8 protein-coding genes are annotated in these 13,910 nt (G+C 63.3%); 2 read left to right on the top strand and 6 right to left on the bottom strand.

Annotated features, from left to right (window positions below):
• The first annotated feature begins 15 nt into the window (after positions 1-15).
• Positions 16-1,707: an N-acetylglucosamine-specific PTS transporter subunit IIBC gene (gene nagE, locus INT12_RS00930; RefSeq protein ID WP_104904513.1), complete on the top strand. Its 1,692-nt coding sequence runs from the start codon at positions 16-18 to the stop codon at positions 1,705-1,707.
• Between the two features lie 181 nt (positions 1,708-1,888).
• Here the strand turns inward: nagE and INT12_RS00935 are convergent, their stop codons facing one another.
• Together INT12_RS00935 and purL are read right to left on the bottom strand one after the other, a co-directional pair.
• Positions 1,889-2,200: an NIF3 1 gene (locus tag INT12_RS00935; protein WP_017846152.1), complete on the bottom strand. Its 312-nt coding sequence runs from the start codon at positions 2,198-2,200 to the stop codon at positions 1,889-1,891.
• Positions 2,201-2,204: 4 nt separating this feature from the next.
• Positions 2,205-6,101, bottom strand: a complete 3,897-nt coding sequence (purL, locus tag INT12_RS00940; RefSeq protein WP_017846153.1) for a phosphoribosylformylglycinamidine synthase — start codon at positions 6,099-6,101, stop codon at positions 2,205-2,207.
• A 286-nt stretch (positions 6,102-6,387) separates the two neighbouring features.
• On the opposite strand from purL, the gene mltF reads away from it, so the two are divergent.
• A complete protein-coding gene (mltF, locus tag INT12_RS00945) occupies positions 6,388-7,848 on the top strand; it encodes a membrane-bound lytic murein transglycosylase MltF (RefSeq protein ID WP_026139926.1) in 1,461 nt (486 codons plus the stop codon).
• A gap of 127 nt (positions 7,849-7,975) precedes the next feature.
• Here the strand turns inward: mltF and INT12_RS00950 are convergent, their stop codons facing one another.
• From INT12_RS00950 to treC, 4 genes are all read right to left on the bottom strand, one after another.
• Complete coding sequence (locus INT12_RS00950; RefSeq protein WP_046382190.1) at positions 7,976-8,272, bottom strand: PTS transporter subunit EIIB; 297 nt, start codon at positions 8,270-8,272, stop codon at positions 7,976-7,978.
• 2 nt (positions 8,273-8,274) lie between these two features.
• Positions 8,275-10,806, bottom strand: coding sequence for a phosphoenolpyruvate--protein phosphotransferase (gene ptsP, locus INT12_RS00955; RefSeq protein WP_193039576.1), 2,532 nt, complete (start codon positions 10,804-10,806; stop codon positions 8,275-8,277).
• A 122-nt stretch (positions 10,807-10,928) separates the two neighbouring features.
• Positions 10,929-12,149: a maltoporin gene (locus INT12_RS00960; RefSeq protein WP_126588814.1), complete on the bottom strand. Its 1,221-nt coding sequence runs from the start codon at positions 12,147-12,149 to the stop codon at positions 10,929-10,931.
• A gap of 111 nt (positions 12,150-12,260) precedes the next feature.
• Positions 12,261-13,907: an alpha,alpha-phosphotrehalase gene (treC, locus tag INT12_RS00965; RefSeq protein ID WP_193039575.1), complete on the bottom strand. Its 1,647-nt coding sequence runs from the start codon at positions 13,905-13,907 to the stop codon at positions 12,261-12,263.
• Between the last annotated feature and the right edge of the window lie 3 nt (positions 13,908-13,910).

The raw sequence follows: 13,910 nt of genomic DNA on the forward strand, positions 1-13,910 counted from the left end.
AAAGGGAGACACGCCATGTACCAACACCTTATCGAAGGCCTGCAACGCCTGGGCCGTGCGCTGATGCTGCCGATCGCGATCCTGCCGATCGCCGGCCTGCTGCTGCGCCTGGGCGACACCGACCTGCTCAACATCGCGGTGATGCACGACGCCGGGCAGGCGATCTTCGCCAACCTTGCGCTGATCTTCGCCATCGGCATCGCCGTGGGCTTTGCCCGCGACAATAACGGCACGGCCGGTTTGGCCGGGGCCATCGGTTACTTGGTGATGATCTCGACGCTCAAGGTGATGGACTCGACCATCAACATGGGCATGCTTGCCGGGATCGCCAGCGGCCTGATGGCGGGCGGGCTGTATAACCGCTTCAAGGACATCAAGCTGCCGGAGTACCTGGCGTTCTTCGGCGGGCGGCGATTCGTGCCGATTGTCACCGGGTTCAGCGCGGTCGGCCTGGGCGTGATCTTTGGCCTGATCTGGCCGCCGATCCAGCACGGCATCAACAGCTTCGGCGTGTTGCTGATGGAAAGCGGCAGCCTGGGGGCCTTCGTGTTTGGCGTGTTCAACCGCCTACTGATCGTCACCGGCCTGCACCATATCCTCAACAACATGGCGTGGTTCGTGTTCGGCAGCTTTACCGACCCGGTGACCGGCGCGGTGGTGACCGGCGACCTGACCCGCTACTTCGCCGGTGACCCGAAAGGTGGCCAGTTCATGACCGGCATGTTCCCGGTGATGCTGTTCGGCCTGCCCGCCGCATGCCTGGCGATGTACCGCAACGCCCTGCCGGAACGACGCAAAGTGATGGGCGGGATTTTCCTGTCGATGGCGCTGACCTCGTTCCTGACCGGCGTGACCGAACCGATCGAATTCGCCTTCATGTTCCTCGCGCCGTTCCTGTACCTGCTGCATGCGCTGCTGACCGGGCTGTCGATGGCGGTCACCAACCTGCTGGATATCCACCTCGGGTTTACTTTCTCCGGCGGCTTTATCGACATGGTGCTGGGCTGGGGCAAGTCCACCAACGGTTGGCTGGTCGTACCGGTCGGCCTGGCTTATGCGGCGATTTACTACAGCGTGTTCAGCTACTGCATCCGCCGCTTCAACCTGAAGACACCGGGCCGCGAAGATATCCCGGTGGCGCAGGCCGAAGCGATGAGCGATAACCAGCGCGCCACGGCTTACATCCACGCGCTGGGAGGGGCGGACAACCTGCTCAGCGTCGGGGCTTGCACCACGCGCCTGCGCCTGGACATGGTCGACCGCAACAAAGCGGTGGATGCACAGTTGAAAGCCCTCGGCGCGATGGCCGTGGTGCGGCCGGGCAACGGCGGCAGTTTGCAGGTGGTGGTCGGGCCGATGGCCGACAGCATTGCCGATGAGATTCGCCTGGCGATGCCAGCGTTTGTGGCCGGCGCGCCGGTGGATAAACCGGTCGCGGTCAATGTGCAGGAAGCCGAGCAATGGCTGAGCGCATTGGGCGGCCGGGGGAATGTGCGCCAGCTGGAAGCGGTGGCGATGACCCGGTTGCGGGTGGAATTGGGGGATGATTCGGTGGTGTCCGAGGCTCAACTGACGGCACTTGGTTGCCAAGGCGTCAGCCAACTTGATAGCGGTGTTTGGCACCTGCTGATTGGTGACAAGGCCTCGGGCTTGAGTGAGGTATTGGAGCGACTGGTCAGCGTCCATGAGGTCGGCGCCAGGGTTTAAGAGAGGTAGTGGTTGTTCTGGCCTCATCGCGGGCAAGCCCCCTCCCACATTTGACCGAGTTCCAACGCTGGAATGCGGGTAAATGTGGGAGGGGGCTTGCCCGCGATGAGGCCCTTACAGCCAACAAAAAACCCACTGCCCAAACTGGCCCAGCGGGTTTCTCGTTCATGCAATCAACGAATCAGAAATCCGCCAACCGCCACACCTCATACGCCGGTGTCTCATAGGGATGGCTCAGCTTCAACGCAGCCACAACAGCCACGATCAGCTCATCCGCCACCACCAGCTCAACCTTCCACTCTTCAACCACTTCAACCTGGCCGACTTGCCCGAGAAACGGCTGGCTGCCGTCCAACGCGCGGAATTGGCCCTGGCCCAGCACTTGCCAGGCGCAGCTGTCGTAGTCGCCGATGCGCCCGCCGCCGGCTGCGAAGACGGCGGCTTTCACCGCCTCCACATGGCTGCCGGGCACGAAGAAGCTGAGCTTGTACACCGCCTTAGTTCACCCACACGCGCGCGTTGCGGAACATCCGCATCCACGCGCCGTCTTCGTTCCACTCTTCCGGGCGCCACGAGTTCTGCACGGCGCGGAATACACGCTCCGGGTGCGGCATCATGATGGTGACGCGACCGTCGCGGCTGGTGAGGCCGGTGATCCCGCGCGGTGAGCCGTTCGGGTTGGCCGGGTAGCTTTCGGTAACCTTGCCGTGGTTGTCGACGAAACGCATGGCGACGCAACCGGACACATCGGCTTCGAGCAAGGCTTCTTCGCTGGCGAACTCGGCATGGCCTTCACCGTGGGCGATGGCGATTGGCATACGCGAACCGGCCATGCCTTGCAGGAAGATCGAGTTGGACTCCTGCACCTGCACCATGGCGACACGGGCTTCGAACTGCTCGGAACGGTTACGCACGAAGTGCGGCCAGAACTCGCTGCCCGGGATCAGTTCGTGGAGGTTGGACATCATCTGGCAACCGTTGCACACCCCCAGGGTGAAGCTGTCGTTGCGCTCGAAGAAGCCCTGGAACGCGTCGCGGGCACGGCTGTTGAACAGGGCCGACTTGGCCCAGCCTTCACCGGCACCCAGCACGTCGCCGTAGGAGAAACCGCCGCAGGCCACCAGGCCTTTGAACTCATTGAGGTCGACGCGACCGGCGAGGATGTCGCTCATGTGTACGTCGATCGCATTGAAGCCGGCGCGGTCGAATGCGGCCGCCATTTCCACCTGACCGTTGACGCCCTGCTCACGCAGTACGGCAACCTGTGGGCGAATGCCTTTCTTGATGTACGGCGCGGCGATGTCCTGGTTGACGTCGAAGCTGAGCTTGGTGCTCAGGCCCGGGTTGTCTTCTTCCAGGATCACGTCGAATTCCTGCTCGGCGCAGTCGGCGTTATCGCGCAGGCGCTGGATCTGGTAGCTGGTCTCGGCCCACTGGCGTTGCAGCAGACGGCGCTGGCCTTCGAACACGGTGTCGCCGTTGAAGACGATGTCGATCTGACCGTTGTTGATCGGCTGGCCGATTACGGCTACGCAATCGCCCAGGCCGGCGGCGCTGAACTGTGCCAATACGTTTGGCGTCGCGTCCTGGCGCACCTGGATCACCGCACCCAGCTCTTCGTTGAACAGGATGCCGTTGAGTTCAGAGGCGTCCTCGGCAACGCTGTCGAGCACCAGGTTCAAGCCGCAGTGACCGGCGAAGGCCATCTCGACCACGCTGGTCAACAGACCACCGTCGGAACGGTCGTGGTAGGCCAGCAGGTGGCCGTCGGCGTTGAGGCCCTGGATCACGGCGAAGAAGGCTTTCAGGTCTTCGGCGTCATCGACGTCCGGCGCGTGTTTGCCGAGCTTGCCATGGGTTTGCGCGAGGATCGAAGCGCCCATGCGGTTCTGGCCACGGCCCAGGTCGATCAGGATCAGATCGGTGGTGCCCTTGTCCATGCGCAGTTGCGGGGTCAGGGTCTGGCGGATGTCGGTGACCGGCGCGAAACCGGTGACGATCAACGACAGCGGCGAGGTGACGCTCTTGTCCACGCCTTCGTCGTTCCAGCGGGTGGCCATGGACATGGAGTCCTTGCCCACCGGAATGGTGATCCCCAGTTCCGGGCACAGCTCCATGCCGACAGCCTTGACGGTGTCGTACAGGCGCGCGTCTTCGCCGGGGTGACCGGCAGCGGACATCCAGTTGGCCGACAACTTGATGTCGGACAGCTTGCCGATACGGGACGCGGCGATGTTGGTGAGGGTCTCACCAATGGCCATGCGGCCCGACGCCGGAGCGTCCAACAGGGCCAGCGGCGTGCGTTCGCCCATGGCCATGGCTTCACCGGTGTAGACGTCGAAGCTGGTGGCGGTGACGGCAACGTCGGCCACCGGCACTTGCCATGGGCCGACCATTTGGTCACGGGCAACCAGGCCGGTGATGGTGCGGTCGCCGATGGTGATCAGGAAGCTTTTGCTCGCGACCGCCGGGTGGTGCAGCACGCGTTCGATGCTGTCAGCCAATTCCAGTGTGCTTGGGTCGAAGTCATCGCCCAGCTCGGTTTCACGTACCGCCGAGCGGTGCATGCGCGGGGCTTTGCCCAGCAGCACTTCGAGCGGCATGTCCACCGGGCTGTTGCCGAAGTGGCTGTCGGTGACCGTCAGTTGCGGCTCGGCAGTGGCTTCGCCGACCACGGCAAACGGGCAACGCTCACGTTCGCAGATGGCCTGGAAGCGCGCGAAGTCTTCAGGGCCGACGGCCAGGACGTAGCGTTCCTGGGACTCGTTGCTCCAGATTTCGTGCGGGGCCATGCCCGGCTCGTCGTTTGGAATGTTGCGCAGTTCGAAACGGCCGCCACGCTCGCCATCGTTGACCAGTTCCGGGAAGGCGTTGGACAAACCGCCAGCGCCGACGTCGTGGATGAAGCTGATCGGGTTCTTGTCGCCCAACTGCCAGCAACGGTCGATGACTTCCTGGCAGCGGCGCTCCATCTCTGGGTTTTCGCGCTGTACGGAAGCGAAGTCCAGGTCCGCCGAGCTGGTGCCGGTGGCCATGGAGGAAGCCGCGCCGCCGCCCAGGCCGATCAGCATCGCCGGGCCGCCGAGCACGATCAGCTTGGAGCCGACCAGGATCTCGCCTTTCTTGACGTGTTCTTCACGGATGTTGCCCATGCCGCCGGCCAACATGATCGGCTTGTGGTAACCGCGCACTTCGTCGCCACGCGGGGTGGTGATGGACTGTTCGAAGGTACGGAAATAACCGGTCAGCGCCGGACGGCCGAATTCGTTGTTGAACGCGGCGCCGCCCAGCGGGCCTTCGATCATGATGTCCAGCGCGGTGACGATGCGCTCCGGCTTGCCGTAGGGCACTTCCCACGGCTGTTCGAAGCCCGGGATCTGCAGGTTGGACACGGTAAAACCGGTCAGCCCGGCCTTGGGCTTGGCGCCACGGCCGGTAGCACCTTCGTCGCGGATCTCGCCGCCGGAACCGGTGGCTGCGCCCGGGAACGGGGCAATCGCGGTCGGGTGGTTGTGGGTCTCGACTTTCATCAGGATGTGTACCGGTTCCTGCACCGCGCCGTACTGGCGGGTTTCAGGGTCCGGGAAGAAACGGCCGGCGACGCTGCCGACGATGACCGAAGCGTTGTCCTTATAAGCCGACAGAACGCCTTCGCTGTGCATCACGTAGGTGTTCTTGATCATGCCGAACAGGCTTTTTTCCTGGCTTTCGCCGTCGATGTCCCAACTGGCGTTGAAGATCTTGTGACGGCAGTGCTCGGAGTTGGCCTGGGCGAACATCATCAGTTCGATGTCGTGCGGGTTGCGCTTCAAGCCGTTGAAGGCGTTGACCAGATAATCGATCTCGTCTTCGGCCAGGGCCAGGCCCAGCTCGGTGTTGGCCTTCGCGAGGGCGGCGCGGCCACCGCCGAGCACGTCAATCGCGGTCAGCGGCTTGGGCTCGGCGTGGCTGAACAGAGCACCGGCCTGTTCCAGCTGGCTGACGATGATCTGGGTCATGCGGTCGTGCAGGCTGCCGGCGATCAGCTCGGCTTCGGCCTCGCTGAACTGGCCCGCGACATAGAAGGCAATACCGCGTTCCAGGCGCTGGATTTTTTCCAGGCCGCAGTTGCGGGCGATATCGCTGGCCTTGCTCGACCAGGGCGAGATGGTGCCGAACCGCGGCAGAACCAGGAACAAGCGGCCAGTCGGCTCTTGAACGGGAACGCTTGGGCCGTACTTCAGAAGGCGTGCCAGCACTTGCTGTTCGTCGGCGGTCAAGACGCCGGTCACGTCGGCGAAATGAGCAAATTCAGCATACAGGCCTGTAACAGCTGGAACCTTCTGGCTCAGTTGCTCAAGGAGTTTGCTGTGGCGAAAGGCAGAAAGGGCAGGAGCGCCGCGCAGGATCAACATCTTCGGGACAGCCTCGGGAAGGGGTGTGCTTTGAGGCCGTGCATTCTAACGTAAACCGTCGTCAACGGCACCCGAAACACTAACGCTGGCCGCTGCCGAACGTCAGTTGGCTGGGTTTGTAAGGTGTCGGGGCGTTATCCGGGGCGGCGGGCACAGTTATTTTAACCGTCACAATCGCTCGCCAAGCCACGTTTCTGCGGGCTGCAGCACAGTTTCAAGGCGGCTAGCAGACAAGTCCCCCGCTGTCGAGATATGGCGCCGTGGGCCGTTTGCGTATACTGCGCAGATGTTCTCCCCAACTGCTTTGCGCCCGCGATGCGCCAAATGGCTCATCGCCACCGGACTCTTCCTGATGCTCAGCGCCTGTGTTGATAAGCCCAGCACGCTCGAGCGAATCAAGGAGGATGGCGTATTGCGGGTGATTACCCGGAACAGCCCGGCCACGTATTTCCAGGACCGCAACGGTGAAACCGGTTTCGAATACGAACTGGTCAAGCGCTTTGCCGACGACCTGGGGGTGAAGCTGGAAATCGAGACCGCCGACAACCTCGACGACCTGTTCGGCCAGTTGGGCAAACCCAACGGCCCGGTCCTCGCCGCCGCCGGCTTGGTCAGCAGCGAGCGACGCAAGCAGCAGGTACGCTTTTCCCACCCGTACCTGGAAGTTACCCCGCAGATCATCTACCGCAACGGCCAGTCGCGCCCCACCAACGCGGCAGACCTGGCGGGCAAGAAGATCATGGTGCTCAAGGGCAGCACCCACGCCGAACAACTGGCCGAGCTTAAAAAGCAGAACCCTGCGATCGAATACGAAGAATCCGACGCCGTTGAAGTGGTCGACCTGCTGCGCATGGTCGACGAGGGCCAGATCGACCTGACCCTGGTGGACTCCAACGAAGTGGCGATGAACCAGGTGTACTTTCCCAACGTGCGCGTGGCGTTCGACCTCGGCGATGCCAGCAACCAAAGCTGGGCCGTGGCCGCCGGCGAAGACAACAGCCTGCTCAACGAGGTCAACAGCTACCTGGACAAGGTCGGCAAAAACGGCACCTTGCAGCGCCTGAAAGATCGCTATTACGGGCACGTCGATGTACTCGGCTACATGGGCGCCTACACCTTCGCCCAGCACTTGCAGCAGCGCCTGCCCAAGTACGAGAAACACTTCAAGACCTTCGCCAAGGAAGAAAAGGTCGACTGGCGCCTGTTGGCCGCCATCGGCTATCAGGAATCACTCTGGCAACCGGCGGTCACCTCCAAGACCGGCGTGCGCGGCCTGATGATGCTGACCCAGAACACCGCCCAGGCGATGGGCGTGTCCAACCGCCTGGACGCCAAGCAAAGCATCATGGGCGGCGCCAAGTACCTGGCGAAGATCAAGGACGAGCTGGACGACGATATCGCCGAGCCGGACCGCACCTGGTTTGCCCTGGCCGCCTACAACGTGGGCACCGGGCATCTGGACGACGCGCGCAAGCTGGCGCAGAAGGACGGCCTGAACCCGAACAAGTGGCTGGACGTGAAGAAAATGCTGCCGCGCCTGTCGCAGAAGCAGTGGTACAGCAAGACCCGCTACGGCTATGCACGGGGCGGCGAGCCGGTACACTTCGTGGCGAACATCCGGCGCTACTACGACATCCTCACCTGGGTGACCCAGCCACAACTGGAAGGCAACCAGGTAGTCGAAGGCAACCTGCATGTGCCAGGGGTCAACAAGACCAAGCCGCCGGAAGAGAACCCGCAGCTGTAAACCCGAAGCCCCCAAACACCACCGCCCAATGTGGGAGGGGGCTTGCCCCCGATAGCGGTGTGACAGTCAGCTTGTTTATAACTGACCCACCGCCATCGGGGGCAAGCCCCCTCCCACATTTGAATCGCTACTGGCCTTGAAGACCAGTGATCAGATGCACGATCCCACCCGCCAGCACCATCACTCCCGACACTCCCGCTGCCTTTAACGCCGCCGCATCCACCCGCGCCGCATCCCGCAGTTGCACACGCACCCGCGTCAGCGCCACGCGCTGTTGCGACTGGAGGTTATCCGCGCCACCGAGGGCATTCAGCACATCGGCGGACAACAGGTTCTCCGCCGCCGGCACAGGCGCCGCGACGGTTTCGGCGATCAAGTCCGGGGTCAGGGCTTTCCAGAACGCCCGCTGCAATTTCTCGAACATGCTCAGTGCTCCACGACAGGTGAGGTTTCAACGGTGGCCGCGTGGTACAGGCGCAAGGCCTCGCGCACCTGCGCGGCTTCTTCAAGGCCGAGCACCTGATGGGCGATGATCTGGCAGTCCGCCAGGTCCAGCTCGCGCACGGTGGCCTTGATGGTCGGGATCAGCGGTACGCTGACCGACAGCTCGTCCACCCCCAGCCCGATCAACACCGGCACCGCCGACGCTTCAGACGCCAGCGCCCCGCACACGCCAACCCACTTGCCATGGGCATGGGCGGCCTTGACGGTGGTGGCGATCAGACGCAGCACCGCCGGGTGAAAGCTGTCGGCCTGGCTGGCCAGGCGCGGGTGATCGCGGTCCATCGCCAGGGTGTATTGGGTCAGGTCGTTGGTGCCGATGGAGAAAAAGTCCACATGGGGCGCGAACACGTCCGCCATCAAGGCCGCGGACGGCACTTCGATCATGATGCCCAGCTTCGGCAGCTCGGTGAGCCCCAGCGCCAACGCTTCCTCTTCAAGCATCGTGCGCGCCAGGCGCAGCTCCGAGAGCAGGCTGACCATCGGCAGCATGATGTGCAGCCGCGTCAACCCGGCACTCGCGAGGATCGCGCGGAACTGTTCGCGCAACAACTCGGGGCGCTCCAGGCACAAACGAATACCGCGCAAGCCCAGGAACGGGTTGGTCTCGGCATCCATCGGCACATAGGCCAACGGCTTATCGCCGCCGACATCCAACGTGCGTACCACCAGGTTGCGCTCCGGGCCCAGGGCGCGGGCGATGGCGTTGTAGGTGCCGGCTTGCTCCTCGGGGCTCGGTGCGCGATGGCGGTCCAGGTACAGAAACTCTGATCGCAGCAGCCCCACGCCTTCGCCGCCCAGGCTCAGGGATTGCTCGACCTCCTGAAGCGACGCGACGTTGGCCGTGACTTCGACGTGATGACCATCGCGGGTGATGGCCGCCAGGCGTGCCTGCGCGACATCGCGTTGGCGCCGCGCTATTTGCTCCCGGTGGGTGGCCTGCAATTGCTCGATCTCGGCCAGGTCCGGGTCCAGGTGCAACTCGCCCTTGTCGGCGTCCAGCAACACCTGCCGACCGTCGGCCAACGCCAGCACCTGCGGCGGCACCCCGCAAATCGCCGGCAGCCCCAGCGCCCGGGCGAGGATCGCGACGTGGCTGGTCGCCCCGCCGCCGACGGTGACGAACCCGAGCACCTTGTGCGTGTCGAGGCTGGCGGTCTGCGACGGCGTCAGTTGCTCGGCGATCAGGATCGCGCGCTCGGGCAGTTCCCAGGCGCGGTCGTGAATGCCGAGGATCAGTTTCAGCACGCGCTGGCCGACGTCGGCCAGGTCCGCCGCACGTTCGGCGAGCAGGGCATTGCCCAGGCCCTGGAACAGTTGGGCGGTGGCGAGCGTGGCGCTGTTCCAGGCAAAGGCGGCGCTTTTGCCGACGGCCAGCAGGTCGTGGGCTTGCTCCAGCAGGGTCGGGTCTTCGAGCAGTTCCTGATGGGCGCGGAAGATCTGCGCCTGGGCACTGCCGACCGCCTTGGCCTGCAAGCTCTGCAAGGCCTCGGTAGCGGCGTGCAGGCCACGGTCCAACGCCGCGCGTTCGAGTGCTTCGCCGCCGCCCGTTTCGGGAATGCTCAGCGCCGGCTCTGCCACCTGGACCACCTGGCCAAACGCCGAGCCCGGCGACGCACACACGCCCCGCAGCAGGCTCGTGGACGCCAGCGACACACGCGGTTCGACGCCCTCGACCGGCGCCGCGACGCTCTCGCCGCACCCCTCGGCCAACAGCGCCACCAACGCCTTGATCGCCGCGGCGGCATCCTCTCCCGCCGCGCTCACCTGCAAGGTGTCGCCCTGCACGGTTTGCAGTGCCATGATCGCCACCAGCGACTTGGCGTTGGCGCTCTGGGTTTGCTTGTGCAGGTAAATACTGGCGTCGAACCCCTTCGCCGCCTGGGCAAACACCGCCGCCGGGCGCGCGTGCAAACCGTTGGCATTGGGCAACGTCAACGGTTTGGAGAACAGTGCGTCGCCCTCCTCTTCGTCCTCGGTTTCAGCCGTCTCGCCTGGCGACAGGCGCACCAGCGGCTGGCCCAGCGTGACCGGGCCGCTGTCCGACGCCAGCAGCGCAAACGGCTCGCCGCTGACCACCAGCATCAAGGTCAACAGGCTCCGGGCATTGAGCGCTACGTAGTCGGCGTCGAACTCGATCAACGGCTGCCCGGCCTCCACCCGCTGGCCTTCCCCGACCAAACGGCTGAACCCCTTGCCCGCCAGGTTCACGGTGTCCAGGCCGATATGCAGCAGCACCTGGACGCCATTGTCAGCCGTGATGCTCACCGCATGGCCAGTGTCCTGGATATTGCTGATCACCCCGGCCAACGGTGCGCAGAGGGTCTGCGAGGTCGGGTCGATGCACAGGCCGTCGCCGATCAGGCGGCTGGAGAATACCGGGTCGGGGACCTTGTCCAGTGCCAGCAGCACGCCCGACAAGGGCGCAAGCAATTCCAGGGGTTGAGTTGCGGTCATGACTTCACCTGCTGTTTTGTTCTGTAAAAATCATTGGGTGGATACACATCCCGAGGTGACAAAGATCAAATGTGGGAAGGGCTTGCCCCCTGCCACGTTTAAGCCTGTCTACATCCGAAGATTCACTTCCACCAGTACTCGACTTGCACACCGATATTCGAGCCATGCCGCGCGGTGCCGTAGGCGCCGGTGTCAGACAACGCCGACCCAGCCGCCAGCTCATTCGCCGCGCGTTTGGCCGCTGCGTTCCAGCTCGCATAGGTGTAGTACAGACGCACTTCCGGGCGCGCCCAGAAATCCGGGCCCTTGGGCGACCAGGTCGGGGCGAAGGTGAATTTGCTCAGTTTGCGCGTACCGCCGGTGGCGTCGACCTGATCATGACCAAGCTCGGTGACCAGTTTGAACTGTTCACTGATGGCATAGGCCGGGCGCACACCGATGGACATCCAGGTCTGGTCCTGGCTGCCGGGGCGAATGTCTTTCTGGTACACGGCCTCGATCTGCCCACCGAAACGCGGGGTCACCTGCCAGTCGAAAAACTCCACGGCGCGGTAGCTTTTGCTGCTGTTATCCAGGGCCGTATTGCCGGTGTAGCCAAGGCCGGTGCCGGGACCTTCGCCATACTGCAGGGCGAACTTGTTCTTGCCGCCGAGGAAAGGTTTTTGCACATGTTGCGCGGTCAGCGCCCAACCGCTGTTGGCATCACGCCCACCGGCTTTTTCGATGTAGCTCAAGCCCAGTTCCAGCTCGCCGCCGGGGTTGGTCTTGAAGCCGGCCACGTTGAAGTCGTGGCGCGTGGCGTATTCCTTCTGGTACAGGTTGTCCTTGCGCGAAAGCGCGTAGCTGTATTTCAGGTCGCCAATCAGCACATCCTCGATGCCGCCGCCCGTGGCGCTCTGGTTCCAGTAGTAGAAATCGGAGATATGGATGTCGTTACGCTTGTAGTAACGCCGCCCTGCCCACAGCGAGCCGCCGTTGAGGCTGGGCAGGTTGGACCACTGTGCATACATCTGCGGCATGCGCGCCGAGCCGTTGTCTTCGCCCTGGAATTTAAGCGCGCGGTCGTACTTGTTGTAGAGCGAAGCCATGGCGTCGACGCTGAGCACGGAGCCGTCGTCGAGGGTCAGCAGGTCCTGGCGCAGTTCCAGTTCGGCGTACTGTTCGCATTCGTTGCCCAACCGGTATTTGGATTGCGCGCCCGGCAGTTGGAAGCATTGCTGCTTGCCACTGCCGGTCGACGTCCCCGCGCCGCTACGCAAGTAACCGGCAAACTCCAGGGCCTGAGCGCCGAACGGCAGGCTCAGACACGATGCAACGAGGCCCAGCTTTATTGTTGTTTTCATGAAGTACTCCGATATTTTTATTATGTTTGTGTGAAGCGCCCGGTGCTCCCACACCGGGAATTGACCTTCTGCTTCGCGTCGCGCGGGGCAGTTGCAACGACGTTCCAGCCGTCAGTCCTTGAGGTGCAGCACGAAGGATTCGTAAGGCCGCAACAGCAGCGGGCCCGTGCTGACCTGGCAATCGGGGTAGTTGCTGATCAGCAGGCGTTGTCGGGTAGCGGCGTTGAGGACGTGATCGGGCAGCTGGATTTCGCAGGGTTTGCCGTAGAAGTTGTTCAGCACCAGCAGGCGCTCGCCATGGCCTTCGCGCAGGTAGGCCCAGACCTGGAGGTGGCCCAGCAACAGTTCGCAGTAAACGCCGTCTTGAATCAGCGGTTCCTGGCGACGCAGGGCGATCAGGCTGCGGTAGTGATGCAGCACCGAATCCGGGTCATCCCGTTGGCTGTCGACGTTGATCTGCGCCGCGTTGGCCGGGATGCCGATCCACGGTTCGCCGCTGCTGAAACCGGCATGCTGGCGGGCATTCCACTGCATCGGCGTGCGCCCGTTGTCCCGCGACTTCTGCATAATCGCCGCCATGCTCGACGCCTCGGACTCACCGGCATCGCGCTTGAGGCGGTAGATGTTGAGAGTTTCGACATCGCGGTACTGCTCGATCGTGTCGAAACCCGGATTGGTCATGCCCAACTCCTCGCCCTGGTACACATACGGCGTGCCCTGCAGGAAGTGCAGCGCCGTGGCGAGCATCTTGGCCGAGACCACACGATGCTCACCGTCATCCCCAAAGCGCGAGACCACCCGTGGCTGGTCGTGGTTACACCAGAACAGCGCGTTCCAACCGCCGCCGGCCTGCATGCCCAGTTGCCAGTCGGAAAAGATCTGCTTGAGCTGCAGGAAATCGAAGTCGGCCTTCACCCACTTCTGCAGGTTCGGGTAGTCGACTTTCAGGTGGTGGAAGTTGAAGGTCATCGACAGTTCTTTGGACTCCGGCCGCGAGTAGCGGATGCAGTGTTCCAGGCTGGTGGATGACATCTCGCCGACGTTGATCAGGTCATGGCCTGCGAAGACTTCGCGGTGCATTTCCTGCAGGTACGCGTGTACGTTCGGACCGTCGGTGTAGAAACGCCGACCGTCGCTGGCGTCCTCGGGGAAATCGGCGGGCTTGGAGATCAGGTTGATCACATCCAGGCGGAAACCGCCGACGCCTTTGTCGCGCCAGAAACGCATCAGCTTGAACACCTCGGCGCGCACCTTGGGGTTGTCCCAATTCAGGTCGGCCTGGGTGTGATCGAACAGGTGCAGGAAGTACTGGCCGGTTTGCGCTTCGTATTCCCAGGCCGAGCCGCCGAATTTGGATTCCCAGTTGTTCGGCTGGTCGCGCCAGATATAGAAGTCGCGGTACGGGTTGTCGAGGCTGCTGCGCGCCTGCTGGAACCACTCGTGCTCGATGGAGGTGTGGTTGACCACGATGTCGAGCATCAACTTGATGCCGCGCTTGGCCGCTTCGCTGATCAGCCGGTCGCAATCGGCCATGGTCCCGTAGCTCGGGTCGATGGCGTAGTAGTCGCTGATGTCGTAGCCGTTGTCGCGCTGCGGCGAGCGCAGGAACGGGGTGATCCACAGGCAGTCAACGCCCAGCCATTGCAGGTAGTCGAGTTTGTCCACGATACCCAGCAGGTCACCGGTGGCGTTACCCGCGTGGCTGTGAAAGCTTTTGGGGTAGATCTGGTAGATCACCGAGTGTTGCCAGTTTTGCATGGT

The organism is Pseudomonas sp. K8 (assembly GCF_014889455.1).
GTDB classification, from domain to species: Bacteria; Pseudomonadota; Gammaproteobacteria; order Pseudomonadales; family Pseudomonadaceae; genus Aquipseudomonas; species Aquipseudomonas veronii.

Excerpts from the sequence above, each read along its gene's own strand:
- nagE (WP_104904513.1), top strand. The coding sequence starts at position 16 with ATGTACCAACACCTTATCGAAGGCCTGCAACGCCTGGGCCGTGCGCTG.
- purL (WP_017846153.1), bottom strand. The coding sequence starts at position 6,101 with ATGTTGATCCTGCGCGGCGCTCCTGCCCTTTCTGCCTTTCGCCACAGC.
- INT12_RS00960 (WP_126588814.1), bottom strand. The coding sequence starts at position 12,149 with ATGAAAACAACAATAAAGCTGGGCCTCGTTGCATCGTGTCTGAGCCTG.
- ptsP (WP_193039576.1), bottom strand. The coding sequence starts at position 10,806 with ATGACCGCAACTCAACCCCTGGAATTGCTTGCGCCCTTGTCGGGCGTG.
- mltF (WP_026139926.1), top strand. The coding sequence starts at position 6,388 with ATGTTCTCCCCAACTGCTTTGCGCCCGCGATGCGCCAAATGGCTCATC.
- INT12_RS00950 (WP_046382190.1), bottom strand. The coding sequence starts at position 8,272 with ATGTTCGAGAAATTGCAGCGGGCGTTCTGGAAAGCCCTGACCCCGGAC.
- treC (WP_193039575.1), bottom strand. The coding sequence starts at position 13,907 with ATGCAAAACTGGCAACACTCGGTGATCTACCAGATCTACCCCAAAAGC.